Origin of the sequence: Stenotrophomonas sp. CC22-02 (assembly GCF_004365115.1) — a bacterium.
Lineage (GTDB): Bacteria > Pseudomonadota > Gammaproteobacteria > Xanthomonadales > Xanthomonadaceae > Stenotrophomonas > Stenotrophomonas forensis.
This window is the reverse complement of record NZ_SOCO01000001.1, coordinates 2227686-2253695: the sequence shown is the minus strand read 5'-3', so window position 1 is coordinate 2253695 and position 26010 is coordinate 2227686. Positions and strand designations below refer to the sequence as shown.

Sequence of the window (26010 nt, the reverse complement as noted above, 5' to 3'; positions counted from 1 at the left end):
ATCCCACGATCATGGACGCTGAAGTGTCACCCCTTGCCCTCGTCTCCAGCGATTTCCTGCGCTATCAGTACGAAGTGCTGGGCATCGCCGAGTACATGACCTCGCCGGAAGTGACGGAGATCTGCATCAACCGTCCCGGTGAGCTGTACCTGGAAACCCGGGATGGGTGGCAGCGCGTGGACGTGCCGGGCCTGACTTTCGAGCGGGCCCGGCAGTTCTGCACCGCCGTGGTGAACGAGAGCAACACTGGCCAGCGCATCACCGATGCCGACCCGGTGGTCTCGCTTACGTTCCCCACCGGGCAGCGTGCGCAGTTCGTGATTCCGCCGGCATGTGATGCAGGCAAGGTATCGATCACCATCCGGTTGCCGTCCAAGCACACCAAGTCGCTTACCCAGTATCACCAGGACGGGTTCTTCAATCAGATCCTGGAAAGCGACGGGACCCTCAGTGAACACGATCGCGAGCTTCTGGAGTTGCGTCATTCGCGCGAATACGCCGAGTTCTTCCGGCGTGCGGTGATGTATCGCAAGAACATCGTGGTGTCCGGAGCGACCGGCAGCGGCAAGACCACCTTCATGAAAGCGTTGGTCAATCACATTCCGGACAGTGAACGCCTGGTCACGATCGAGGATGCGCGCGAACTGTTCCTGACCCAGCCCAACGTGGTGCATCTGCTGTACTCCAAGGGTGGGCAGAGCACCAGCAATGTCAGCGCCAAGAGCTGCATGGAGGCGTGCCTGCGCATGAAGCCGGAGCGCATCATCCTGGCTGAGCTTCGCGGCGACGAGGCGTTCTACTTCATCCGCAACTGCGCGTCGGGCCATCCCGGTTCGATCACCAGCTGCCATGCCGGCAGCCCGGAGCAGACCTGGGACCAGTTGGCCCTGATGGTCAAGGCCTCAAGCGAGGGCTCGGGCCTGGAATTCAACGTAATCAAGCGGCTGTTGATGATGACCATCGACATCGTCGTTCATATCAAGGCGCATGCCGGTTCCCGTTACATCACCGGCATCGACTTCAATCCCGGGCGCGCCCAGGGACAGGAGGGCTGAAGGATGCTGCCAGGACTGGAAATGATGGCGTGCCCGGAGATGGCCATGTCGATGGACGTGATGCAGCACGTCATCAATGTCGAATCGTCGCGCAACCCCTTTGCCATCGGCGTGGTGGGCGGAGCACTGGTGCGCCAGCCCAAGGCGCTGGATGAAGCGCTGGCGACGGTGCGCATGCTGGAGGAGAAGGGCTACAACTTCTCCATCGGGCTGGCCCAGGTCAATCGCTACAACCTCGGCAAGTATGGGCTGGACTCCTACGAGAAGGCGTTCCAGCAATGCCCCAACCTGCAGGCGGGCTCGCGCATTCTCGCCGAATGCTACAAACGCTCCGGAGGGGATTGGGGCAAGTCGTTCAGCTGCTACTACTCGGGTAACTTCGAGACAGGCTTCCGCCATGGCTACGTGCAGAAGGTCTATGACTCGATCCGTCGTGGCCAGCAGGTCGCCAGCAATGGTGCCGTGCCGATCGACGTGGTCGGCCGCGGAGAGCGCCGCAGCGTGAAGGTCGAGCATCACCCGCAGCTGGCTTCACCGGCGCAGGCGCGCATTGTTGCCCAGGCCAGCAGCCCGGTATACGTGCCGTCGGAAGACCCGGCGCGTGCCTATGTGGTGTATCCGTCGACCGGCGCGATGGCGCGCGGCAGCCTGCTGAACATTGCCGACCAGGCGCTGTCGAGGGTCGTGCTGGGTTCGGTCGAGCGGGCAATGCAACCACAGAGCCCGATGGGACAGCGCGATGTGGCGGCATCGCCCGGTCAGCCGCAGTTCCCGCAGGGCATGGCGCAGCGCCTGCCGCCGCAGAGCGGCCAGCCAATGGCCATGCCACAGCAGTTGCCGGGTGCCGCCGCCCCCGACGACGGCCCGGTGATGCTGCGCCCCTGGAGCGAGCGCAATCAGCCGGTGGCGGGAAATGGAAATTCTTACAACGCGCCGGTGCAGGCAGTGCCGGTGCAGCAGGTTCCCGCAGGGGATGCGGCCTTCGTGTTCTGACGAAGTCGTGGCACGGCCAGTCCCCCCGGCTGGCCGATTCAGTTGTGTTAGTCCATCAACAAGGAAATCAATCCATGAAGCGATCCAATCTCGACCTCGTCCAGGCCCAGCGCACGCTGAAGACCCTGCTGATGGCCACGCTCTTTGTCGGCGTGTTGTTCGCTCCCCAGGCGTTCGCCGGTGGCGTGAACTACGGTGGTACCGAAAAGAAAGTCTGCGGCTTCTTCGACAGCATCAACGGCCTGCTGAACATGGCGTCGATCGCCGTGGTCACCATTGCCGTCATCTTCGCCGGTTACCAGATCGCCTTCGCGCACAAGCGCATCGGCGACGTGGCACCGATCCTGATCGGTGGCGTCCTGATCGGCGCTGCAGGCCAGATCGCCCGCATGCTGCTCGGCGACGAGTACGGCACCTGCGAGGGCAAGACCGCCATGCTGATCCAGCAGGCTGTCCAGTACTACAGTGCATAAGAACGTCGTCTTCCGCGGCTGCACCCGTCCGGCGATGTTCCTGGGCGTGCCCTACCTGCCATTCTTCATGGTGGCGGGTGGATTGCTGCTGCTGAGCGTCTACACCAATTTCTGGTTTCTGCTCACCATTCCGGTGGCGATCTTCATCATGCGGCAGATGGCCAAGCGCGACGAGATGATCTTCCGTCTGCTGGGCCTGCGCCTGATGTTCAAGCTCCGGGTGCGCAACGTGCAGCAGCACGATGGCATGTGGGTATTCAACCCGAATCACTACCGCAACAAGCCGGCCCGAATGGATTGAGGTCCGGAATGGCCCGGCGGGCGCGTGTCGTCCGCCGGGCCATCCTGAAGTCCCTGGCAGCATCTCCTTGGAAGCAGTCGCATGTTCAGCCCAGATACCTCCATCAGCGAGTTCATTCCCCTGTCGACGCATGTCGCTCCGAACGTGGTCAAGACCACGGGCGGCGACTACCTGTTGACCTGGTACCTGGAGGGACTTCCGTTTGTCGGTCGCGAGGAATGGGAGCTGGAGCATCGGCACAACACCTTCAACCGCCTGCTGCAGACGCTGCGCGCGCCGGACTTCGTCAATGTCGCCTTCTGGGTGCATGACATCCGCCGCCGCCGCACGCTGAAGGGCAAGAGCCACTACCGGCAGCGCTTCAACCAGGATGTCTCCGACCAGTACATGGGCATGCTGTCCTCGCAGCGCATCATGCAGAACGAGCTGTACCTGACCATGATCTACCGGCCCGTGGTGGCCGGAAAGCGCTTTGTCGAGAAATCGGCGAATGTCGAGCGCCTGCGCGCCGAGCAGGAGCAGGCCGTCGAGAAGCTGATGGAACTGGCCGGCAATGTCGAGGCCGTGATCCGTGACTACGCTCCCTATCGCCTGGGCATGTACGAGGCCAAGAACGGCATCGTGTTCTCGGAGACACTGGAGCTGTTTGGCTATCTGATCAACCGCATCGACGAGCCGGTCCCGGTGCTGCCCGCACCGATCAAGGACTATCTGCCCGTCAGCCGGCATATGTTCTCGGCCAGGACCGGCGACTTCGTGATCAATACCCCCAATGGCGCCAACCATTTCGGCGCCATCCTGAATATCAAGGAGTATGCCGAGGGAACCTACCCGGGCATTCTCAATGGCCTGAAGTACCTGGACTACGAGTACGTCATCACTCACTCGTTCAGCCCCATGGGGCGCCAGGACGCACTGAAGGTGCTGGACCGTACCAAGGGCATGATGATCTCCTCCGGCGACAAGGCGGTCAGCCAGATCGTCGAGCTGGACCAGGCCATGGACCAGCTGTCGTCCGGCAACTTCGTGCTGGGCGAATACCATTTCATCATGGCGGTCTACGGCGACAGCCAGGCAAAGCTGTCGCAGAACGTGGCCTCGACCCGCGCCGAGCTGTCCAACGCCGGCTTCGTCTCGACCAAGGAAGACCTGGCGGTCACTTCATCGTTCTACTCGCAGTTGCCGGGCAACTGGCGCTATCGCACCCGCCTGGCCAATGTGAGCTCGCTGAACTTCCTCGGCCTGTCGCCGCTGCACAACTTCGCCACCGGCAAGCAGCACAACAACCCGTGGGGCGACTGCGTCACTACGCTGCAGACCACCAACGGCCAGCCGTACTACTTCAATTTCCACGCGACGCATCCGTCGGAGAATTCGCTGGGCGAGAAGGCGATCGCCAACACCATGGTGATCGGCAAGTCCGGTACCGGCAAGACAGCACTGATCAACTTCCTGCTCAGTCAGGTCCAGAAGTACGAGCCCTCGCCGACGATCTTCTTCTTCGACAAGGATCGCGGCGCGGAGATTTTCGTGCGCGCCTGCGGCGGCAACTATCTGGCCCTGGAGAACGGCGCACCGACGGGGTTCAACCCGTTCCAGTGCGAGAACAACGAATCCAACGTGCAGTTCCTGGCTGACCTGATCAAGGTGCTGGCCGGCAAGCGCGAGTACAGCGCACGCGAGGAAGAGGACATCTACCGCGCCGTGGAGAGCATGCTCGATACACCGATGCACCTGCGCAGCATGACCAACTTCCAGAAGAGCCTGCCCAACATGGGCGATGACGGCCTGTACGCGCGCATGCGCCGTTGGACCTCTGGCAACTCGCTGGGCTGGGTGTTCGACAACCCGGTCGATACGGTGGACCTGAGCAAGGCCAACATCATCGGCTTCGACTACACCGACATCATCGACAACCCCGAAGTGCGGGTGCCGGTCATCAACTACCTGCTGCACCGCCTTGAGTCACTGATCGACGGTCGCCCGCTGATCTACGTAATGGACGAGTTCTGGAAGATCCTCGACGGCGAGGGCGGATTGAAGGAATTCGCCAAGAACAAGCAGAAGACCATCCGTAAGCAGAATGGTCTGGGCATATTCGCCACGCAGAGCCCGGAAGACGCACTGAAAAGTGATATTTCCGCCGCGCTGATCGAGCAGACCGCCACGCTGATCCTGCTGCCCAACCCGAACGCCAGCAAGAGCGACTACATGGATGGCCTCAAGCTGACCGAGGCCGAGTTCAAGGTGGTTACCGCACTGGACGAGCGCTCGCGCTGCTTCCTGGTCAAGCAGGGCCATGCCTCCAGTGTCTGCCAGCTCAATCTGCGCGGCATGGACGACATCCTGTCGGTGATCTCGGCATCGACCGACAACATTGAAGTCATGCATCGGGTGCTGCAGACGGCCGCGGTGCGCAACCGGGTAACGGTGGACGAGTTGACGCCCGATCAGTGGCTGGACGCGTTCTACAAGAATCGAAAGGGCTCGGGCAAGCGGGCCGAAATGGATCAGGAGGAGACGGCATGAAGACGCTCGCTCACACGAACAAGGAAACCGCCATGACAACTGAAACCCGCCGCACGCCAGTGCGTCGCCGGCGCTTCGCACCGATGATGGCCGCGGTGCTGACCCTGGGCATGACCATCAGTACCGGCACCAGCCCCGCGCAGGCGATGACCGTCTATGACCCGTTCAACTGGGTCATGAACTTCATGCAGGAGATGAAGGCCGGCAAGGAGTACTTCGAGACGGCGGCACGCTGGAGTCAAACGGCTGAGCAGTACGGCAAGACCATCAACAACTGGTTGTCCAAGCTGCAGAACTGGACCCAGATCATCGCTTCGCCACTGATGCCGCCGACGCCCACGCTGACGAAGATTCCCGAGAACTGGAACGTTGCCGAGAAGTGCGGCGGCGATTCCATGATCAGCATGAACGGCCTGATGGCAGTGCTCAACATGAGCCCGGGTGGCGACATCGGCGCGCAGCAACGTGCGATCTGCTCGTACATCCAGGTGCTTGAGAACAAGAAGTACAACGAGACTGTCGAGGTCGTGCAGATGTCCATGCCGGCGATGGAGCAGATGCTTCAGCAGCTGCGCCGGATCCGCAACGCATTCAAGAACGAAGGCGCGCTACAGGAGGATATCTCGAACAACACGGCAACCTCGGTCGAACTTGAGAAGGCCTTCAAGAAATGGGAGACCACCATCAAGGTCTACGACCAGCAGATCGCGGCCTTGCAGGGGCGGCAGAAGAATCTGGCCGAGCGCGCGTTGCGCGGCGAGCGCAATCCGATCGGAAGCGTCATCAAGGCCGGCGCGCTGAAGGCCGCGCTTTCCACCAAGTGAATCACGTGCGCAACGCACTCCAGCAGGGCCCCGATGCGGGGCGGGTGATGTGATGAGTCAGGGAATGATGCACAGTATGGCGTTCAATGATCTGTTGCACGGCACGTTGTTCGCCTCGGTCGGCGACTTCGTCTTCTTCCGGCTGATCCTTGATTATCTGCGTGACGAGATCACCAACTTCGGCAATGGCATCCTGAGTCGAATGATGACCTGGGTCGGCACGATGGCGTTGGTGCTGATGACGCTGTGGGTGCTCATCCAGGGCTTCCGTATCGCGACCGGACGCAGTCGCGATTCAATGGCCGCGCTGATGACGAACATGGCCCGCGCGGCACTGATCGTCACCGTCGCAACGTCGATGGCGATGTTCGGGACCAAGCTGCAGAACTTCCTGACCGGAGACGTGCAGGATCAGATCACGTACATCGTGACCGGCAAGGAGTCGACAGCCGAGGAACTGATCGACAAGAACCTGGGCTACATGCAGCTGGCACTCACGTCGGTAAGCGTGCTGGACGTGGCCGGTGACGTGACGCTGGACAGCGCCAAGACCCGGGCGATGTGGTTCATCGGCCTGGGAACGGGCGGCCCCGCCGTTACCGCAGGCGCGATGCTGCTGCTGTACCAGATCGCGCTGGCGCTGTTCATCGGATTCGGGCCACTGTTCATCCTGTGCCTGCTGTTCGAGCAGACAAAATCGCTGTTCCAACGATGGTTGTTCTACGGCATCGGCACCATGTTCTCGATGGCGGTGCTGGCCGCGATGACCGGCATTGCGATGGAGATGGTGGCGCGCGTGGCGGCTTCGTTCTGGGGCGCATCCGCGTTGGGAGCACTGCTGGGTTCGAACCTGACCGAGGGCATGAGCAGCATGGCGCTGCAGCAGGGCGGCATGGGCCTGATCCTGACGACACTGATCCTGACTGCGCCCCCAATGGCTGCGATGTTCTTCCAGGGCACCCTGGGTACCTTCATGGCATATTCGCAGATAGGTGGTAGCCCGGTAGCGCAGGCACCCAGTTCAAACGGCCAGCCGCCGGGCAGTTACTACACGCCTCCAGCGCCTGCCAAGGGGCAATCAGTCGAAAATACAGGTGTAAATGATCGGCATGCGACTGCAAGAATTACATCGCCGCAATCAGATTCTGCGAGAGCAGCGGACACTGGCTTGAGAGCAGCGCATCCTGGAAAGCAGTAGTTTTGGGTGGTATTGGAGAGCTTATATGAAGTGCGTCGTACCATTTTCCCTAATTGCCTCGCTCTTTCTTGTGCTTTTTGCATGCGACGCTCGTGCGGAGGGGCGGTGCCCGCCTGGACAGTATCCGGTTGGAGGACAGGGTGTAGGGGGGTGTGCTCCGATACCGGGAGGAAGTAGCCAAGCTGGCCAGCCGGCGCAGAGCGGTCCGATCGCGACCGGGCGCTGGATCAAGACCTGGGGAGCGATAGCTGGGGCAGTAAGCACCGGCGATATGGGGGCGTCGGTAGGCCAGAGAACAAAGGGGGAAGCGATATCCGAGGCGCTGGAGCGCTGCGGAAAATATGGTGCGAAAGACTGCAAGATCGATACAACCTACAAGAATCAGTGTGTGGCATATGCTGATCCTGCCCCGGGCACTAAGGGCATAGTCTCCATTTCGGTTGCGGGCTCCAAGGAGGATGCGGCGAGTCGCGTTCTGGACTATTGCGCCAAAAATGGCGGAGGACAGTGCAAAGTGTTGTACTCGGACTGTTCAGAACCTATTTTTGAGCCTTTCTAGCTGAATCAATGTGGGGCATTCGCGGGTCCGTCGCCGCGGGGGCAATAGTGAGATTGCCATTGCAACGGCGGGGAATCCGGGGAGGTTCATGCGTCTGCTCACCCATGGGGGGGGGGGGGCGGCGTCTGCAATGATCCCCTCAGGGAGCGTGTAATGCCTCCGAGCATAAGGTTGTCGCTGGTCGCCAAGGCTTGGAAGACGCCCGTAGTGATTCATATGCGCCGCGACGCAGAAGGACAGCAAGGCTGAGGCGGGGGTCTCGTAGCTGTGCCTTGGCCCGTCTTCCTGGTGGGGGAGGGCATGTGATCTATTCTCATTAGCCTGCCTTCTTTGGGAATCGTTGCAGCTTGAACTTCCTTCTGCACGTGCAGAAGGTGGATCTTAGCCTGCCGGTTACTACCGTGTGGGTGCACAAGGCGCAATGGCCGCGATGTTCTTCCAGGACACCCTGGGTACCTTCATGGCATATTCGCAGATAGGTGGTAGCGCCGTACCGACCTCGCCGGGTCCGAATGGGCAGCCGCCGGGTTCTAGCGGGTCGGGTGGAGGAGGATTCTTCATGCCGCAAATGCCAACTGTAGCTCAGTGGAATCAAGGGAATGTGGGATAGGCGGCGAGCCCTAGGATTCACGGTTCTAGTGAGTCCACTCATGCAAATGCAGGTCTGAGGGGCAATCCTCCTACCGGAAACAGCTAGTGCCAAGTGGAGATACTGGTTTTGGAAGAGGCGAGAGTCATGAAGTGGAATCTAATAGGGGCGATGTTGCTCACTATATGTTGGGCGTTTGGCGCAGTTGACTCTGCTAGCGCCGAAGGGAACTGCCCTCCCGGGATGTATCCAATTGGCGGGCAGGGTGTTCAAGGATGCGCCCCCATTCCCGGGGCTGCTGGAACGGCGGCGAGCCCAGTAGCGCCAGCACCCGCGCGCCCTCTTGGAGAGTGGGTGAAAACGTGGGGTGCCATTGCTGTCTCTAAGGCTACTTCTGATGCTGGCGTTTCAACTGGATTGAGATCCAAAAGCGCTGCTGAAAAGGAGGCGCTTTCCAAATGCCGAACGAGCGGAGCTCGTGACTGTTCGATAAATATGACGTACTTCAATCAATGCGTGTCATGGGCGATTCCCAGTGGGCGTTCGGGAGGCGGTCAATCGGGCATCGGTTCGGGGCCGACTCCGGAATCGGCGCTCCAGACTGCGCGCTCGTTGTGCAAGAACGATCGGCAGGGAACATGTGACGAAGTGTACGCGGATTGTACGAAGCCAATATTTGATCGCTATTGAAGCTCGAAAGCGATGAGGCAGGAAAAGGGCGCTCAAATGGTTGGGAAGTGTGTTTGGCAGCAGCTGCGCCATTGATGCGCGTCACTATTAACCGCGACAGCTGAAATGGAGCGTGGTTGAGGCGCCCCACAGCACGCGCTGTAGTAGGGTAATGGGCCTGAGAGCAGCTCTTCCACAGCGAATCAAGTCGCGATGCCGAAGATTCATAATCATGAGGCCACTCATGCATCGACGGGGCTCCGCGGCAATGCACCGTCCGGTAACTCCTGATTGTGCTTTGGCTTGTTGTCTATTTGAGGAGTTTCATGCGCTCTACATTCTTTAGCCTGCTGTCTTTGGGAATCATTGCAGCTTCAGTCTCCTCTGCACATGCAGAAGGCGGGGCCTGTCCTCCCGGTTACTACCCAGTCGGTGGACAAGGGGCCATGGGGTGCGCGCCAATTCCCGGCGCGGCGTCTGGTGGCGCCGCCCAGCAGTCTCCACCTCCTCCTCCGCAACCTACGGGTGAGTGGATCAAGACCTGGGGTGGAATTGCGGCATCCGCCAGCACGTCCGATGCCGGCGTTTCTACGGGGCATCGGTCAAAGAAGGAGGCGGAACGCAAAGCCGTCTCAGAATGTGCTGCCAGTGGAGCAAGGGATTGCAAGGCCAGCATGACCTATTTCAACCAGTGCGTTTCCTGGGTCATCCCGAGCGGGAGGACCGGAAATGGCCTGTCAGGAATTGGCACCGGTCCAACTCCGGGTGATGCCGAGCGGGCTGCTCAGGGAGTCTGCAAGAATGACAAGCCGGGAGCCTGTGCTCCCGTGTATGCAAATTGTACCGAGCCCTTGTTCAGGAAGTACTAAAACGGCCGTGCTCGGGATGAGCGATTGCGGTCTGGAAGGCCACGTCCGACGCCGGTGTTTCAACCGGGATGAGATCCGGGCGAGCCGCTGAGAAGGAGGCGCTGTCCAAGTGTAGCACCAGCGGAGCTCCTGATTGCTGGCCAACATGACGTGCTTCAACCAGTGCGTCTCGTGGGCCATTCCCGGTGGGCGTACGGGACTTGGTCAGTCTGGTATTGGATCAGGAGCTACGCCAGAAGCTGCATCTGAGGCGGCGCGCTCACTGTTCGGGAACGATCAACTGAGCGCATGCGATGAGCTGTATGCGGATTGCACCAAGCCCGTGTTTGATCGCCATTGAGTGGCGTGTGACTGGTGGAGTTCGCGCTTTGGCCTGCGCGTTGGCTGAGCTGCTGGATCGCCCTCCCGGCGAAGTCATGAGCTTCTGCATCAGCAGTGGCATGCCCTGAACTGGGATTCACCTCACCCGGTCTACGCGAGCGATCACTGTTTGGATGGGGCGTCGTTTGGATGGGGCGTCCCGATCCGGAATTCGTTGGTGATAACCACGCTTTTGTGTGATCAAGTCCGCTTTTCGCTCTGTTCCCCCTTCGACGACCGAAGCCTCCTCGCAGTAAGCTGCGTGCGCGTCAAAAGTCCGGCGCATCGGTGCCGTCGAAGGCAGGAGCTTTTCCGTCCATGAGGACTCCAGCGACCCGCGGCGCGGGTGACGCTTGCTTCCTTCGCAGACGCCGCAGGGCCAGGATGATCATCCGCGTGGGCGGTTGCCGGAGCTCAGGGCGTGTTGCATGGGTTCTTGATCGTTGCATGGGTGCTGGCAGGACGGGATGGAAGGAGTTGCAGGAAATGGAAAGTGGCAGTGGCGCGAACATGGACAACGCCCTGGCGTTCGTGCCGTCCGGTGCGAACCTGCTGGAGGCCGTACGTGGCGATCTCACCGGCGATGGCATCGAGGACCAGCTCCTGGTGATCGATCAACCCGCGCCCGATGGACTGGTGCCTGGCGAGCATGGGCCCAACCGCGTGCTGTTGCTGCTGCTGGGTGATGGTGCCGGTCGGTGGCAGCTGGTGGCACGCAACGACAAGCTGGTGCCGTGTTCGAGCCGTGGCGGAATCGCTGGCGATCCCTTCGCCTACGTAACCATCGAGGATGGCGTCTTCAGCGTGATCACCAATGGCGGCAGCCGCGAGCGCTGGAGCAGCACCTATACGTTCCGTTATGCGCCGGCAGAGCGTGTGTGCTGGGTGCACGGGGTGCAGCGTCGGGTGATCGATACCGAGACCGAGGCGACCCAGACCCGGGATTTTTCGGTGGCGGAGCTGGGCAGGGTGCGGTTCGAGGATTTCGATCCGACCGTGGTTGCCGATGTGAGCTTGCCCTGAGTGCGGCGCCTGTGAGGAGGCGGGAGTATCCAACGATGATCGAGCAGGAGTTTTACCGTGTCACAGGATAGGGAGTCGCAGCTGCTGCGGCAGGCCACGGAGGCCGGCATCACCTCGTCCCGGGAACTGGCCAACTTCATGGCGCAGGCCGGGCATGAGTCCCGTGGTCTGAGCCGGCTCAATGAGAGTTTCAACTTCACCCGGGGCATCTCGCAGATTCCGGTGGAGGCGGCGTGGCGCAATGGCAATGATGCGCTGGAGAGCGCCCGCCAGGAGGCGCTGCGCGGCCGCCCGGAGAACCTGGCCGAACTGATGTACGGTGGTCGCATGGGCAATGATGCCCCTGGTGACGCGCTGAAGTACCACGGCCGCGGTTATCTGCCGCTGGTGGGCAAGGAGAATTACGAACGCGCCGGCAAGGCGTTGGATCTCGACCTGGTGAACCACCCGGACCTGGCCGCGCAACCGGAGCATGCTGGTCGCATTGCCGTGTGGCAATGGCAGACACGTGTGCCGGAGTCTGCACGCGAGGATGTACGGGAAGCGACGCGTGCGATCAATGGTGCGCTCAATGGGATCGAGGCACGGCAGCAACGCTTCGACGTCTGGCAGCAGAAGCTGACACCCGACGTAATGGCGCGACTGGATCAGGGGACCGTGGGTGTGCCGGTACAGCATGTCGCTCGTGACATGTCACACGCTGGTGAACCTGGCAATGCGCTGTTCCTGGATGCACGGGGACACCTGCAGAGGATGGGTCCACAAAGCGGCCTGCGCAGTGATCAGGAGCTGGATAATGCTGCCGGTGCGCTGGCGTTGGGGGCGCAGAAGGCCGGGCTGTCGCGCATCGATCATCTGCTGGTCAGCAGCGATGGCCGCACGCTGTTTGCGGTACAGGGCGCGCTGGGCGATCCGGCGATGTTGCGCGCCTCAGTGGACCGGGAACAGGCTGCGCAGCAGCCATTGGCACAGAGCAGTCAGCAGATGGCTGCCCGTGTTTCGCAGCAGGACACCGAAGTCTCGATGGTCCGTGAGCAGGAGCAGCGCCCGCGCTCGATATGAGCCATTGATGACGCCGTCGGCTCTCACGCTCGCGCAGCGCGGGAGCCGGATCGGCCGGCTCCCGCAGTAGGCATCAGGCCTGCATGCTGCGGGTCTGGTTCTGCTGTTGTTCCAGCTGCTGGTCGCGCTCAAGCGCAAGGCGCTGACCTGCGGCCTGCTGGTCGATACGCTGGCTGCTCTGCTCCAGCGGCGTGTTCATTGCCACGGCCGTGTCCACCGAAACGCGCAGATGCGCCGGGTCACCGCCCTGGCCCTGTACCGCGAAACTGCGCGAGGCATCAGCATTCATTACCACCTCGTCGATACGCTTGCCGCCTGCCGCATGCATCTCCGCCGCCAGGCTGCCCGCCAACTGCGTACTCATCACATCCGGCACGCGGCCGACGCGAACGTCCTGCGCATGCACGCCACGGATCGCATCGTTGAACAGCGGGTTGCCAAGATGGTTGGCATCGTCCATGCGCAGCATGCTGGTGTGGTGGCCGTTCTTCTCCGCTTCGCGGCGTGCTGGTTCACCGGGCTGCAGCGGGCCGCGGATATGGTCGTACAGATCGATGGCGCCGCCCGGGATGCCGCGTGCCGCGCGGGTGACGCCACGGCGCAGGGATTCCACGTCGTCGCGGTACTCCTCGATCATCTTGGCGTTGTCTTTCGCCAGCTTCTGGGTTTCCGGATGTTTCAGCACCGAGCCTTCGTCGAGGAAGTTGCCCAGCTTGTGCGCGCCGAACGAGCTGGTCGCCGCGATGATCGGCCGGTCTGGAATCAGATCACGCAGGGCGTGATTGCTGAAGCCATTTGCCGCGAGCGTCTTGATCTCGTCGGGCTTGGCGTAGATGCGGACCTGGCCGAAGTGTGGCGAGGCGGCGCTGACCGGGTCCGACGCCATGACATGGTTGATCATGGTGTTGCCGCCTTCGGGGATGCGGTAGCTGAGGCTGACCGCGCCATAGGCGTTGAAGGTCTCGCCCTTGAGGTTGAAGTGGTGCGAGGTGATCTGGGCCAGGGCGCCGCCGAGGGAGTGGCCGGTGACGGTGACCTGAGGCGCGCGGCCTCCAAATGCAGCTTCCTGTTTCGCGTAGTCCAGCGCGCTTCTGGTCAGGGCGATGGCATCGGGGGCCTGCACATTGGTGCGGGCAACGACCATGCCTCCGTCGGTGAGGATTGCATCACGAGCAATCTGTTCGGTGCCGCGATGAGCGACGACGATCTCGTTGGTGTCGGTGCGTTGGTAAATGGTGCCTTGGTAGCCGTTGAGTCGATTGTCGACATGCTCAAGTACTTTGTACTCGTGTCCGTTGAGCGTGACTTTCTCTTCCTGGCCCGGAGCCCGTCGCCCGACTGCACGATCCTTATAGGCGTCATCGGAAAGTGCGGCGTAGTCCTGAGAGGTGATGGTCATTGGGTGACCTCACTGGCGCTGAGGCTCATGGTGAACAGCTTGCCCTGCAGCTCGGCCACGTAGTCTGCAGGATTGGTCTTGCCCGTGGCCGGATAGTTGGCAGCAAGCGGTGCCCGCGGATAGGCCGCGTCCGGGTAGTAGAGCGTATGCGCGCTACCTTCGGTCAGTGGCTTGGCCTCGACGAAGGTCAGGAAGCGCGTTTCGCCTTCAGCACCCGTTGCCTTCAGCATCGCCCCTGCGCCGCTGAACTCCCACTTGCACACGCCGCGGCCGTAGTAGTCCTCATCCAGCATGCGGTCCACATACAACGTGCCTCGGTACTCGCCGTCGGCGACCTTGCGCAGCTCCACCGGTTCCTGGCTGGTGATACGTGCGGCGGTACCGGTGGCCGGCTCGATGTGGCCGCACTGGTCTTCGTTGGTGACGTCGTACTGCGCGACACCTTCAACCACCGCGAAATCGCCGGGGGCGTCCTTCAGGCGCAGCACCAGTTCATAGGCCTTGCGCGGGCTGGGGTTGAGCTTGGCGAGGCCACGCCCACCCTGGGCGACATCGGCTTCGGCAGCGGCACGTTCCTGGTTCATTGCGGTCTCCGGATGGCAAGCGGTCAACAGAAGCAGAGCAAGGCACGGGATCATCTTGTGGCGCAATGTCGGCCTCCTTGGGGCTAGAGGTGAATGTGACCCTGGCAGTTCATGGCGCGAGCTTCTGCACAGTGGTGGTGGTTGAGAACAGCGCGTCGCGTAGATCTTCGCTGTACCCCGACGGATCCTCCTCGCCACTGGCACCAAAGTTGGCGACATTGTCGGCGCGCGGATAGATAAGTTTCGGGTAGTAAAGCGTCAGAGGTGAGTCATTCTCCATGCGCTTGTTGTCGACGAACGTCAGGAATCGCGTATCCGCCTCGCCGTTCGTAGCACGCAGCATTGCGCCGACGCCCGTCAGCGTCCAATGGCAGGCGCCACGCCCGTAGTAGTCCTCGTCCTGCATGCGGTCGAGGTAGAACGTGCCGCGGTATTCGTTTTCGCCGACCCGGTGCAGCGTGACGGGTTCCTGGCTGGTGATGCGGCCCGCGGTACCTGTCGCAGGCAGGATCCGACCACAATCCGCGTAGTTCCTGACGTCGTACTGGGCCACGCCATCAACGATCGCGAACGGGCCAGGCGCGTCCTTCAGTGTCAGCACCAGCTCATAGGCCTGCTTCGGTGCCGGATTGAGCTTGGCCAGACCGCGTCCGCCCGCGGCGACATCGCGCTCTGCGTCTGCATAAGGCGAGCACGCCGCCAGCGCCAGCAACAGGGTCGCCGGCAGCCAGCATCGTGCACTGCGCGATTGCGTTGTCGCGCTCAAGGCATGTTCCAGCATCGTGCATCCATGTCCATATATCCTTCCCTGGTGACAGGTTTCCCGATTATGGGGTTCCTGGGAAACCCGGCGCCACCCGAGAGTGGGCGTGAGTGCCAGAAATTTGACGCATTCAGAATTGGACGGTGTCGCGGAAGCGCTTGCGGCACAGTCGATCTGCCGGCATCGGAACGTCCGCGTACCGCATTCGACATTCTGCTGCCGTTCTGTGACATCGATCATTAATTCACGCGATCATCACCAAGCGAAGTCTTCCACCATGAATTACACGATCCGCCCCGAATCCGCTGCCGATCACGCCGTCATCCATGCGCTCACAGAAGCTGCCTTCCGCGAAGCCCCGCTCAGCAGCCACACCGAGCAGTTCATCGTCGATGCGCTGCGTTCGCTTGGGGAATTGAGCATTTCGCTGATTGCCGAAGCTCAGGGCCAGGTGGTCGGACACATTGCGCTGTCGCCGGTCACCATCAGCGATGGAAGCACAGGCTGGTTCGGCCTCGGTCCGATCTCGGTACTGCCCGGATGGCAAGGGCAGGGCATCGGCGCGGCGCTGATGCACGCGGCGCTCGATGCGTTGCGCCAACAGGGCGCGCGAGGCTGCGTGCTGCTGGGCGAGCCGGGCTACTACGCACGCTTCGGTTTCCGCGCCGAGCCGGGCCTGATACTGCCGGGCGTGCCCGCGGAGTACTTCCAGGCACTCTGCCTGCGCCCACCGATGGCGCAGGGCGAGGTGCAATACTCACCGGCATTCGAGGCTACGTCCTGATCCGGAGCGCGTGCCCCATGGTTCAGGGCGCGCGCCAGGCGGTCGGTTCGGGTTGCGGCCTGGGAATGCGGTAGCCGCCGATATGCTCGAGCAGTTCGTTGGTACGGCGCTGCTCGACCAGCACCTCGCGCAGCAGATTGCGCACGGCGAAGATGGCGAACGGCACCAGGATCCAGACCAGGCTGATGCCCAGCGCGAACAGGGTCAACAGGGCTTTTGCACCATCCATGCACGGCATTCCTCGATTCGAATGCGGCCACGCTAGCACGCGGCGGCTGCCGGTCGATGTCAGCCGCTGTGCCGCAGATGGATCAACAGATACGGGCGGCCCTGCGAATCCACAGGTGAGCGTCCGGTTTCGACGAAGCCCATGCGCAGGTAGAAGCCCACGGCCTGCGCGTTCTGCGCGTTGACGTCGGTACTCAGCTGCGGATGCAGGGCCAGTGCATGCTGCAGCAGCTGCCGGCCGATGCCGGTGCCACGCACGTCCGGGTCGATGAACAGCGCTTCCATGTGGGCGCCGTCGATCAGCATGAAGCCCAACGGACGGTCCTGTGCATCAGTGGCGACGGTCATCGGTGCCTGCGGCAGGAAGCCGGCCACTTCGGCATCGATGGCCTGGCGGTCTTCGGCGCTGAGGAAGTCGTGGGTGGCGTCGACGGCGCGACGCCAGAGATCGACGAGGGCGGCGCCGTCGTCGGCGCGCGAGGGGCGCAGGGTGGTCATGGGTCACCAAGGTGCTTCGGAAGAGCGCGAAGTATGAGGCTTTCCGGTAGCGCCTGCAGGCGCTGATTCATCCCGCATTGCGGTGGCGGATGAAAGGGCTGTACGCGATTGCGTCAGCACGAAGCACGACGCCGTCCTCGAAGTCCTCGCTGTTATTGAACGGCACGCTCGGCCATTGTTGCCAGTGCGCCAGCCGTTCGCGGTAGTTGCCGGAGGCGGCCTCCAGCGCGGCATCGTGCGCCTGCACGCGTTCGGGCGGAAGCCCGGAACGCACGCCATGCACCACATGCGGCTCCATCACCTCGAAGCCGACGTAGCGCAGGCTGTACATCAACGGCCACAGCAGCAGCCGGGTGTCGCCCTCGCGGCCGTCCACCGCGCATGCCCGCGCCGATGACCCGGTGGTGACACTCAGCAACGCGCGCTTGCCGCGCATCACGCCGTGCTCGTGGCGCTGCCGGCTGTTGTAGATCGGTCCGTAGACCAGCACGCGGTCCAGCCAGCCCTTCAGCATGGCCGGCGCCGTGAACCACCACAGCGGAAACTGCAGGATCAGCAGATCGGTGGCCTGCAGCAGGCGCAGGTGGCGCTGCACCTCGGCCGGCAGCTGTCCCTGTTCGGCGCTGTGGCGCTGCTCGCGCTGCGCATCGAAGGGGCCGGGCTGCAGGCGCTGCGGATGGTGATGGGCCGCTTCCAGCGGATCGAAGGTATCCGCGTACAGGTCGATCCTGTCCACCTGCAGGCCTTCGCGCCGCAGCTGCTCGGTTGCCTGGGTGGCCAGATGGGCGTTGAACGAGCGGGGATCGGGATGGGCCAGCAGGATCAGGGCGTGCATGCGGAAAGGGCGTGTTGGAGTGTGCGACCATCCTGGCGAGGCCGGCCTACCCCGGCAATTACGCACCTTGAGGTAACCATGGCCTTTCCCGGCGACGTCTATGCGGCGGACTGCTCGGCGCGCGATGCGTTGGCGCTGATCTCCGGCAAGTGGGTGATGCTGCTGTTGCCTGCCTTGGCGCAGGGACCGATGCGCAATGGCGCGCTGCTGCGGAAGATCGAAGGCCTCTCGCAGAAAGTACTGACCCAGACCCTGCGGCAACTGGAGCGCAACGGCCTGGTCGAGCGCTGCGACCGGGGCAGCAAGCCGCTGCACGTGGAGTACCGGCTGACCGAGGTCGCGCGCAGCCTGGTCGACACGCTGGCTGCGCTGGACCGTTGGGCCGAGCACAACTTCCCGGCACTGGATGCGGCCCGCGATCGCTTCGACGCGCGTTAGCGACGCCTGCACGAGCCGGGGCGTACACTAGCGCCCCGGCGGCCATCCTGGCCCAGCAACGACGCGAGAACCGCCATGACCGACACCCTGGGTGTACCGGTGCACGACGCCGATGAGCACTGGATGCGCCATGCGCTGGCGCTGGCCGAGCGCGCGCAGCGCGAGTTCGACGAGATCCCGGTGGGGGCGGTGCTGGTCGGCGCCGATGGCCAGCTGCTGGGCGAGGGCTGGAATCTCAACATCGCCTCGCATGATCCCAGTGCGCATGCCGAAATCGTGGCCATGCGGGCGGGGGGCAGGCTGCTGGCCAATCACCGGCTGCTTGGCAGCACCCTGTACGTGACCCTGGAGCCGTGCGCGATGTGCGCGATGGCGATCGTGCATGCGCGTGTCTCGCGCCTGGTCTACGGGGCCAGCGACCCCAAGACCGGGGCGTGTGGCAGTGTGTTCGATCTGCTCGGCGACGCCCGCCACAATCACCGCGTCGAGATCCACGGCGGCGTCCTGGCCAAGGAAGCCAGCACGCGCCTGACCAATTATTTCCGTGCCAAGCGGGGCAAGCCGCCGCTGCTGCTGGAAGACCACGCCGACGAGGGCTGAACGGCGAACGGGTATGATGGGCGCCTCTTTCCCTATCCGGTAGGCCGCGCGCCTGCCCAGCAACGAGGCGACACAATGGCGGACAACGGCGCGGCCAACGAACGACTGATCTGGATCGACCTGGAAATGACCGGGCTGGATACCGACAACGATTCGATCATCGAGATTGCCACCGTGGTCACCGATGCCCAGCTCAACGTGCTGGCCGAGGGGCCGGAGTTCGCCATTCATCACCCGCTGGAAACTCTGGAGGCGATGGATGAGTGGAACCGCAACCAGCACCGCCGTTCGGGCCTGTGGCAGCGCGTGGTGGACAGCGCCACCACGCTTGGCCAGGCCGAAGCGCAGACGGTGAACTTCCTGGCACAGTGGATTCCGGCCGGCCTGTCGCCGATGTGCGGCAACTCCATCTGCCAGGACCGCCGCTTCCTGCACCGCCAGATGCCGCGCCTGGAGAAGTACTTCCATTACCGCAACCTGGACGTGTCCACGGTGAAGGAACTGGCCAAGCGCTGGGCGCCGACCGTGGCCGCCGGGGTTGGCAAGAACAGCAACCACACCGCGCTGAGCGATGTGCACGACTCGATCGCCGAGCTGCGCCACTACCGCCAGTTCATGGGTGCTCTGTCGGGCCTGCCGACGCCTTGACCGGCACTACGCGCCGTTCAACTCCGTGGCGCTAAGATCGGCGCCATGAACGAGCCCATCCTGCTCCCCCGCGACATCGCCCACGATGCCCGCGACTGGTCCGACCTGCAGCGGGCGGTCACCCTGCTGGAAGCGCCGACCCTGACCGCGCGCATGGCCAACCTGGTCGGCACGCCGCTGGAATTCGCGGTGAAGGCGCTGCCCAAGGCGGTCTCTGGCCGTATCCATGGCGCGGTGCAGGCGGCGCTGTCGAAGTCGGCGCAGGCGGCGCTGTGGAGCATGGACAACAGCCCCGGCAAGGGCGCCTCCACGCGCTGGCACAAGCTGGCAGCGGCAACCTCGGGTGCGGTTGGCGGAGCCTTTGGCTTCGCCGCACTGTTCATCGAGCTGCCGGTGTCGACCACCATCATGATGCGTGCGGTGGCCGACGTGGCTCGCAGCGAAGGTTTCGACCTGTCCGAGTTCAGTACCCGCCAGGCCTGCCTGGAGGTGTTCGCGCTGGGCGGCAACTCGCCGCGCGATGACGCCAGTGAGACCGGTTACTACCTCGCCCGCGGCTTCACCACCGACGTGATGCGGCACCTGTCGGCCGAGCTGGCCGGGCGCGTGGTGACCGGTCGCGACCTGACCCTGGGCGTGGCGCCGAAGGAAGCCGGCAAGCTGCTGGCGAAGATGGTGGAGAAGGTGGCCGCGCGTTTCGGCGTGGTGATCACCGAAAAGTTCGCCGCACAGGCGGTGCCGATCGTGGGTGCGGCAGCCGGTGCAACGCTCAACACCATGTTCACCGATTACTACCAGGACATGGCGCGCGGCCACTTCATCGTGCGCCGGCTGGAACGCAAGTACGGCGAAGACGTGGTGCGCGCCTGCTACGACCGGGTGGCGCACGGTGCGATCAGGATCGAGCCCAGCCTGGAGTAGCACCACGCCATGCGTGGCTGAGCCCCGAAGCCGGGTGATCCTTGCCTGCCGGGCACAACTGTTTTGCCACGATGCGCCTGTTGTGCTGCGGGCTCCATCCCCATCCTTGCCGGTACTCCCCCCCGCAAGAGATTGCCGCCATGCTGTTCACCCCCCACCGCCTGGGCGCCCTGACCCTGCCCAGCCGCATCGTGATGCCGCCGATGACACGCTCGCGTGCAGCGCACGGCAACGTCGCCACCGCGGAGATGGCCGCCTACTACGCGCAGCGTGCCAGCGCCGGCCTGATCGTCAGCGAAGGTACCCAGATCAGCCCGCAGGGCCAGGGTTACGCCTGGACGCCCGGCATCCACAGCGATGAGCAGGTGCAGGGCTGGCGCCAGGTCACCGACGCCGTGCATGCCGCCGGCGGTCGCATCTACGCGCAGCTGTGGCACGTCGGTCGTGTTTCGCATGTGGCCCTGCAGCCCGGTGGCGTGGCGCCGGTGTCTTCCTCGGCGTTGCTGGCCGAAGGCGTGAAGGTGTTCGTCGACCCGACCGGCGCAGGCCCCGAAGCCGGTGTGGGCGAAATGATCCAGCATTCGATGCCGCGTGCGCTGGCCGAGGATGAGATTCCGGGCATCGTCGCCGACTACGCGCAGGCCACCCGCAATGCCCTCGCTGCTGGCTTCGATGGCGTCGAACTGCACGGTGCCAATGGCTACCTGATCAACCAGTTCATCGACTCGCAGGCCAACCAGCGCACCGATGGCTACGGCGGCGCATTGCAGAACCGGCTGCGCTTCCTGCGCGAGGTGGTGCAGGCGGTGGTGGCGGTGGCCGGTGGTGAGCGCGTGGGCGTGCGCCTGGCGCCACTGACCACCCTGCAGGGCGCGGTGGACGATACGCCGCAGGCGACTTACCTGGCGGCCGCGCACCTGCTGGGCGAACTTGGCGTGGGCTACCTGCATATCGCCGAGGCCGACTGGGATGATGCGCCGTTGATGCCGGTCGCGTTCAAGCAGGCGCTGCGCATGGTCTACCCGGGCACGTTGATCTATGCCGGCAAGTACACCGCCGAGCGCGCCGAGCAGGCGCTGTCTGAGGGCTGGGCTGACCTGATCGGCTTCGGCCGGCCGTTCATTGCCAATCCGGATCTGCCGGAGCGCCTGCGTGCAGGCGCCGAATTGAACCCACCGGATCGGGCGACGTTCTTCGGCGGTGGTGCGGTCGGGTTCATTGATTATCCGGCGTTGGAAGCGGCCGTCGAGGCCTGACGCCGATGGCCGGTCTGCGCGGTTCCTGGTAGTGCCGGCCGCTGGCCGGCATTCCCGGTGCTGCCTGTGGTGATGCCGGCCAGCGGCCGGCACTACCGTTGTGCGTCAGGGCTTGTCGCGCACCAGTGCATCGGCCTCGACCACGCCGCCATCCTTGCCATGCAGGTACAGGTGCATGTCCTGCTGGGGGTACGGAATGTTGATGCCGGCCTTGTCGAAGCCCAGCTTGAGCTGTTCCAGCAGCGTGACCTTGGTGCCGAACCAGTCGGCCGACTTCACGTAGCAGCGGATGCCCAGGTTGATGGCGTGCGCGCCCAGCTCGTACACCACCACGTCCGGTACCGGCGTCTGCAGCACGCGCGGATCGGCCTTCATCAGTGCCAGCGCGGTGTCGCGCGCCAACTGGATATTGTCTTCGTAGCCGATGCCGATCACCAGCTCGACGCGGCGGGTCGGTTCGGCGGTCAGGTTGATGATCGGTGCCGCGGTGATCAGCGTATTCGGAATGGTAGTGTGCTGGTTGTCGGCGCCGGTGATGACGGTCTGGAAGATGCGCACTTCGCGCACGGTGCCGGTCTGTCCGGCCACGGTCACCACATCGCCGACCCGGAACGGGCGCAGCGTCACCAGCATCACGCCCGATGCGATGTTGGACAGCGAGTCCTTCAGCGCCAGGCCCACGGCCAGGCCGGCGGTGCCGAGCACGGCCAGCAGCGGGGTGATCTGCACGCCCAGCGTGCCGATTGCCAGCACCACCACGATCACCAGCGACGCGGCGTACACCACGTTGCGCAGGAAATTGCCCAGCATCGGGTCCACGCCCATGCGCGCGGTGGCGCGTGGCATCGCGTTGGACAGGCGTCGCGCCACCCACATGCCGACCAGCAGCACCACGATCGCGGCCAGCAACGGTACGCCGTAGGCTTCCAGCAGGCGCTCCCAGTCGAGCGAATGGAACCAGGGCGTGGCGGCGGGAGCGGGTGCGGCGGCGGCGATCATGCGGAAATCCTTTGCTGCGGGGGAAGTCTGCGCGGGGCAGGGCGTACGTGGACGCCAGAAACACGAAGCCCCGCAGAGGCGGGGCTTGCGTGCAGCAGCAGTATGGGCCGACGCCGATGAACACGACGTCAGCCCATCACGGCATCAGCCGTTGGCCTTCAGCTTGGCCAGGCGCAGCCAGGTATCGACCACGGTGTCCGGGTTCAGCGACACCGACTCGATGCCTTCCTGCATCAGCCATTCGGCCAGATCCGGATGATCGGACGGGCCCTGGCCGCAGATGCCAACGTACTTGCCCTTGGCACGTGCCGACTTGATCGCCATCGACAGCAGCTTCTTCACCGCCGGGTTACGTTCGTCGAACAGGTGCGCGACGATCGACGAATCGCGGTCCAGGCCCAGGCTGAGCTGGGTCAGGTCGTTGGAGCCGATCGAGAAGCCGTCGAAGATCTCCAGGAACTCATCGGCGAGCAGTGCGTTGGACGGCACTTCGCACATCATGATGATCTTCAGGCCGTTCTCGCCCTGCTTCAGGCCGTTCTGTTCCAGCACCTCGATGACCTTGCGGCCTTCTTCCAGGGTGCGCACGAACGGAATCATGACCCACAGGTTGTCCAGGCCCATTTCGTTGCGCACGCGCAGCACGGCCTTGCACTCCAGCGCGAAGGCGGCCGAGAAGCTCGGGTCGACGTAACGGCTGGCGCCGCGGAAGCCGATCATCGGGTTCTCTTCGTGCGGCTCGTAATTGCTGCCGCCGATCAGGTTGGCGTACTCGTTGGACTTGAAGTCCGACAGGCGCACGATCACGGCGTTCGGCGCGACCGAGGCGGTGAGCGTGGCGATGCCTTCGGCCAGGCGGTCCACGTAGAAGCTGACCGGATCACCGTAGCCGGCGATCTTCTCGTCGATCTTCTTCTTCGTCGCCGCATCCTGGCGGTCGTATTCCAGCAGCGCGTTCGGGTGGATGCCGATGTGGCTGGCGATGATCATTTCCAGGCGGGCCAGACCGATGCCGGCGTTCGGCAGCTGGCCGAAGTCGAAGGCACGTTCCGGGTTGGCCACGTTCATCATGATCTTCAGCGGTGCCGGCGGCATGTTGCCCAGATCGGTGGTGGTGCGCTCGAAGCCGAGCTTGCCTTCGTAGATGAAGCCGGTATCGCCTTCAGCGCAGCTGACGGTGACCAGCTGGCCATCTTCGATGACCTTGGTGGCGTTGCCCGAACCGACCACGGCCGGCACGCCCAGCTCGCGCGCGATGATCGCGGCGTGGCAGGTACGGCCGCCACGGTTGGTGACGATGGCCGAGGCGCGCTTCATCACCGGCTCCCAATCGGGGTCGGTCATGTCGGCGATCAGCACGTCGCCCGGCTGCACGCGGTTCATGTCGTCCAGCGTCTTGACCACGCGGGCCACGCCCGAACCGATCTTGGCGCCGACGGCGCGGCCTTCGGCCAGCACGTTGCCGCCCTTGTCGGTCAGCGCGAAGCGCTCGATCTGGGTGGCGTGGCTGCGCGACTTCACCGTTTCCGGGCGCGCCTGCACGATGAACAGCTTGCCGCTGACACCGTCCTTGGCCCACTCGATGTCCATCGGGCGGCCGTAGTGCTTTTCGATGACCAGGGCCTGCTTGGACAGTTCCTGCACGTCCTCGTCGCTGATCGAGAAGGTGTTGCGCAGCTCGACCGGGGTGTCCTCGATCCTGACGCGCTCGCCGGGGACATCCGAATACACCATGCGGATCGCCTTGCTGCCGAGCGAGCGGCGCAGGATCGCCGGCTTGCCGGCCTGCAGGGTGGGCTTGTAGACGTAGTACTCGTCCGGGTTGACCGCGCCCTGCACGACCATTTCGCCCAGGCCGAAGGAAGAGGTGACGAACACCACGTCGCGGAAGCCGGACTCGGTGTCCAGGGTGAACAGCACGCCGGAGGAACCGACGCCCGAACGCACCATCAGCTGCACGCCGGCCGACAGGAACACGTCTTCATGCTTGAAGCCGTGGTGCACGCGGTAGGCGATGGCGCGGTCGTTGTACAGCGAGGCGAACACTTCCTTGACCTTGTGCACGACATCGTCGGCACCGGTGACGTTGAGGAAGGTTTCCTGCTGGCCGGCGAAGGACGCATCCGGCAGATCCTCGGCGGTGGCCGACGAGCGCACGGCCACGGCCACGTCGCCGCCGCCGTTGTCTGCGCTCAGCTGGGCGTAGGCGGTGCGGATGTCCTGGTCCAGCTGCGGCTGCAGCGGGGCATCGATCACCCAGGTGCGGATTTCCTTGCCCGCGGCGGTCAGCGCGTTGACGTCCTCGACGTCCAGCGTGGCCAGCTTGTCGAAGATGCGCTTGGACAGATCGTTGTGCGCGATGAAGTCCTTGAAGGCTTCAGCGGTGGTGGCATAACCGCCCGGCACCGACACGCCCAGACCGGCAAGGTTGCCGATCATCTCGCCCAGCGACGAATTCTTGCCGCCTACGCGGGCCAGGTCGGCCAGACGCAGTTCGTGCAACCACAGGATGTTCTCGTTCAAGCGCGATGCTCCGTTTGGCCATCGCCCGAGGCGGGCTGGAATGGCCGCGTCCGTAGGAAGAAGCCGATATGATGCCGGGCAGACCACCGTCGGCACAAGCTTGTGCTGACGGCCTTTTTAGGCTTCGTAGGGGGTAAAAGCGCGCATGTCGACCATCCGTCCGGTGTTCTACGTTTCCGATGGAACCGGTATCACCGCTGAAACCATTGGGCATAGCCTGCTGACCCAGTTCTCCGGGTTCAGCTTCATTACCGACCGCATGTCGTTTGTCGACGACCCCGAAAAGGCGCGTGAGGCCTGTGCCCGGATCCAGGCGGCAGGGGAGCGGTACCAGGTCCGGCCCATCGTGGTGAACTCCTGCGTGGACCAGAGCCTGAGCCTGATCCTGGCCGACAGCGGGGCGCTGATGCTGGATGTGTTCGCACCGTTCATCGAGCCGCTGGAGCGCGAGCTGGCCAGCCCGCGCCTGGCGCGGGTCGGCCAGGCCCACGGCATGGTCGATTTCGACACCTACCACCGCCGCATCAACGCGATGAACTTCGCTCTGACCCATGACGACGGCATCGCGGTGAACTACGACGATGCCGACGTGATCCTGGTGGCGGTGTCGCGCGCCGGCAAGACGCCTACCTGCATCTACCTGGCCCTGCATTACGGCGTGCGCGCGGCCAACTACCCGCTGACCGACGAAGACCTGGAAAGCGACCGCCTGCCGCCGCGCCTGCGCAACTACCGGCGCAAGCTGTTCGGGCTGACCATCGACCCGGACCGCCTGCAGCAGATCCGCCAGGAACGGCGCCCGAACTCGCGCTACGCCAACCTGGACACCTGCAAGCGCGAGGTGGCTGCGGCCGAGGTGATGTTCCAGATGGAGCGCATTCCGACCCTGAGCACCACGCACACTTCGATCGAGGAAATCTCCAGCAAGGTGCTGGCGACGCTGGGGCTGCAGCGCGAGCTGTATTGATCCTGGTCTGGTAGAGCCGGCCGCTGGCCGGCTGGCTGATGAACCCTCGGCCGCGACGGTGGG

The 26010-nt window shown here is 63.7% G+C and carries 27 protein-coding genes; 19 read left to right on the top strand and 8 right to left on the bottom strand.

The window, feature by feature from the left end:
* The first annotated feature begins 11 nt into the window (after positions 1 to 11).
* The 12 genes from virB11 (at position 12) to N440_RS10340 (ending at position 12504) form a co-directional block, all read left to right on the top strand.
* Positions 12 to 1055, top strand: coding sequence for a P-type DNA transfer ATPase VirB11 (gene virB11, locus N440_RS10405; RefSeq protein ID WP_133935015.1), 1044 nt, complete (start codon positions 12 to 14; stop codon positions 1053 to 1055).
* Between the two features lie 3 nt (positions 1056 to 1058).
* Positions 1059 to 2048, top strand: a complete 990-nt coding sequence (locus tag N440_RS10400; protein ID WP_133935014.1) for a lytic transglycosylase domain-containing protein — start codon at positions 1059 to 1061, stop codon at positions 2046 to 2048.
* A gap of 74 nt (positions 2049 to 2122) precedes the next feature.
* Entirely contained in the window at positions 2123 to 2521 is a 399-nt protein-coding gene (locus N440_RS10395) for a TrbC/VirB2 family protein (protein WP_049458636.1), read from the top strand.
* On the top strand, positions 2514 to 2822 hold the full coding sequence (locus N440_RS10390) for a VirB3 family type IV secretion system protein (protein ID WP_080357345.1): 309 nt from the start codon (positions 2514 to 2516) through the stop codon (positions 2820 to 2822). Before N440_RS10395 ends, N440_RS10390 begins: the two co-directional genes overlap by 8 nt.
* Positions 2823 to 2903: 81 nt before the next feature.
* Positions 2904 to 5351: a VirB4 family type IV secretion/conjugal transfer ATPase gene (locus tag N440_RS10385; RefSeq protein ID WP_133935013.1), complete on the top strand. Its 2448-nt coding sequence runs from the start codon at positions 2904 to 2906 to the stop codon at positions 5349 to 5351.
* Positions 5352 to 5437: 86 nt separating this feature from the next.
* On the top strand, positions 5438 to 6175 hold the full coding sequence (locus tag N440_RS10380) for a hypothetical protein (RefSeq protein WP_243831334.1): 738 nt from the start codon (positions 5438 to 5440) through the stop codon (positions 6173 to 6175).
* A gap of 76 nt (positions 6176 to 6251) precedes the next feature.
* Positions 6252 to 7373 carry a type IV secretion system protein gene (locus tag N440_RS10375; RefSeq protein WP_243831333.1) on the top strand — a complete coding sequence of 374 codons (1122 nt, stop codon included), beginning with the start codon at positions 6252 to 6254 and terminating at the stop codon, positions 7371 to 7373.
* A gap of 25 nt (positions 7374 to 7398) precedes the next feature.
* A complete protein-coding gene (locus N440_RS20555) occupies positions 7399 to 7932 on the top strand; it encodes a DUF4189 domain-containing protein (RefSeq protein ID WP_133935012.1) in 534 nt (177 codons plus the stop codon).
* Between the two features lie 736 nt (positions 7933 to 8668).
* Positions 8669 to 9211: a DUF4189 domain-containing protein gene (locus tag N440_RS10360; protein WP_343133945.1), complete on the top strand. Its 543-nt coding sequence runs from the start codon at positions 8669 to 8671 to the stop codon at positions 9209 to 9211.
* Positions 9212 to 9516: 305 nt separating this feature from the next.
* The gene (locus N440_RS10355) at positions 9517 to 10059 is read left to right on the top strand and encodes a DUF4189 domain-containing protein (protein ID WP_343133944.1); all 543 of its coding nucleotides are present in this window, start codon (positions 9517 to 9519) and stop codon (positions 10057 to 10059) included.
* 846 nt (positions 10060 to 10905) lie between these two features.
* On the top strand, positions 10906 to 11442 hold the full coding sequence (locus tag N440_RS10345; protein ID WP_133936016.1) for a hypothetical protein: 537 nt from the start codon (positions 10906 to 10908) through the stop codon (positions 11440 to 11442).
* 57 nt (positions 11443 to 11499) lie between these two features.
* Positions 11500 to 12504: an XVIPCD domain-containing protein gene (locus N440_RS10340; RefSeq protein ID WP_133935010.1), complete on the top strand. Its 1005-nt coding sequence runs from the start codon at positions 11500 to 11502 to the stop codon at positions 12502 to 12504.
* A gap of 73 nt (positions 12505 to 12577) precedes the next feature.
* On the opposite strand, the gene N440_RS10335 is transcribed toward N440_RS10340, so the two are convergent.
* The 3 genes from N440_RS10335 to N440_RS10325 are packed head-to-tail and all read right to left on the bottom strand — an operon-like array spanning position 12578 to position 15268.
* Positions 12578 to 13903 carry an XVIPCD domain-containing protein gene (locus N440_RS10335; protein WP_133935009.1) on the bottom strand — a complete coding sequence of 442 codons (1326 nt, stop codon included), beginning with the start codon at positions 13901 to 13903 and terminating at the stop codon, positions 12578 to 12580.
* Positions 13900 to 14553 (bottom strand): hypothetical protein, encoded by a 654-nt coding sequence (locus N440_RS10330; protein WP_133935008.1) that lies wholly within the window; start codon positions 14551 to 14553, stop codon positions 13900 to 13902. Before N440_RS10330 ends, N440_RS10335 begins: the two co-directional genes overlap by 4 nt.
* Before the next feature lie 43 nt (positions 14554 to 14596).
* Positions 14597 to 15268, bottom strand: coding sequence for a hypothetical protein (locus N440_RS10325; protein ID WP_243831330.1), 672 nt, complete (start codon positions 15266 to 15268; stop codon positions 14597 to 14599).
* A gap of 259 nt (positions 15269 to 15527) precedes the next feature.
* Here N440_RS10325 and N440_RS10320 point away from each other — a divergent pair, with 259 nt between their 5' ends.
* Complete coding sequence (locus N440_RS10320) at positions 15528 to 16034, top strand: N-acetyltransferase (protein ID WP_133936014.1); 507 nt, start codon at positions 15528 to 15530, stop codon at positions 16032 to 16034.
* Between the two features lie 22 nt (positions 16035 to 16056).
* Here the strand turns inward: N440_RS10320 and N440_RS10315 are convergent, their stop codons facing one another.
* From N440_RS10315 to N440_RS10305, 3 genes are all read right to left on the bottom strand, one after another.
* Positions 16057 to 16263: a hypothetical protein gene (locus N440_RS10315; RefSeq protein ID WP_006452125.1), complete on the bottom strand. Its 207-nt coding sequence runs from the start codon at positions 16261 to 16263 to the stop codon at positions 16057 to 16059.
* A gap of 59 nt (positions 16264 to 16322) precedes the next feature.
* Complete coding sequence (locus tag N440_RS10310; protein WP_133935007.1) at positions 16323 to 16760, bottom strand: acetyltransferase; 438 nt, start codon at positions 16758 to 16760, stop codon at positions 16323 to 16325.
* A 67-nt stretch (positions 16761 to 16827) separates the two neighbouring features.
* The gene (locus N440_RS10305; protein ID WP_133935006.1) at positions 16828 to 17595 is read right to left on the bottom strand and encodes an NAD(P)H-dependent oxidoreductase; all 768 of its coding nucleotides are present in this window, start codon (positions 17593 to 17595) and stop codon (positions 16828 to 16830) included.
* Positions 17596 to 17673: 78 nt separating this feature from the next.
* On the opposite strand from N440_RS10305, the gene N440_RS10300 reads away from it, so the two are divergent.
* From N440_RS10300 to N440_RS10280, 5 genes are all read left to right on the top strand, one after another.
* The gene (locus N440_RS10300; RefSeq protein ID WP_008265377.1) at positions 17674 to 18033 is read left to right on the top strand and encodes a helix-turn-helix domain-containing protein; all 360 of its coding nucleotides are present in this window, start codon (positions 17674 to 17676) and stop codon (positions 18031 to 18033) included.
* Positions 18034 to 18108: 75 nt separating this feature from the next.
* Positions 18109 to 18633 carry a tRNA adenosine(34) deaminase TadA gene (tadA, locus tag N440_RS10295; protein ID WP_133935005.1) on the top strand — a complete coding sequence of 175 codons (525 nt, stop codon included), beginning with the start codon at positions 18109 to 18111 and terminating at the stop codon, positions 18631 to 18633.
* A gap of 75 nt (positions 18634 to 18708) precedes the next feature.
* The gene (gene orn, locus N440_RS10290; RefSeq protein WP_133935004.1) at positions 18709 to 19281 is read left to right on the top strand and encodes an oligoribonuclease; all 573 of its coding nucleotides are present in this window, start codon (positions 18709 to 18711) and stop codon (positions 19279 to 19281) included.
* A gap of 45 nt (positions 19282 to 19326) precedes the next feature.
* Positions 19327 to 20202 (top strand): EcsC family protein, encoded by an 876-nt coding sequence (locus N440_RS10285; RefSeq protein ID WP_133935003.1) that lies wholly within the window; start codon positions 19327 to 19329, stop codon positions 20200 to 20202.
* A 140-nt stretch (positions 20203 to 20342) separates the two neighbouring features.
* Positions 20343 to 21458: an alkene reductase gene (locus tag N440_RS10280; RefSeq protein ID WP_133935002.1), complete on the top strand. Its 1116-nt coding sequence runs from the start codon at positions 20343 to 20345 to the stop codon at positions 21456 to 21458.
* A 105-nt stretch (positions 21459 to 21563) separates the two neighbouring features.
* Here N440_RS10280 and N440_RS10275 read toward each other — a convergent pair whose 3' ends face one another.
* Both N440_RS10275 and ppsA read right to left on the bottom strand, forming a co-directional pair.
* Complete coding sequence (locus N440_RS10275) at positions 21564 to 22457, bottom strand: mechanosensitive ion channel domain-containing protein (RefSeq protein WP_133935001.1); 894 nt, start codon at positions 22455 to 22457, stop codon at positions 21564 to 21566.
* Between the two features lie 144 nt (positions 22458 to 22601).
* Entirely contained in the window at positions 22602 to 24980 is a 2379-nt protein-coding gene (gene ppsA, locus N440_RS10270) for a phosphoenolpyruvate synthase (protein ID WP_133935000.1), read from the bottom strand.
* A 145-nt stretch (positions 24981 to 25125) separates the two neighbouring features.
* Between ppsA and N440_RS10265 the strand changes: the two genes are divergently transcribed.
* Positions 25126 to 25947 carry a pyruvate, water dikinase regulatory protein gene (locus N440_RS10265; RefSeq protein ID WP_006452040.1) on the top strand — a complete coding sequence of 274 codons (822 nt, stop codon included), beginning with the start codon at positions 25126 to 25128 and terminating at the stop codon, positions 25945 to 25947.
* Positions 25948 to 26010: the final 63 nt, after the last annotated feature.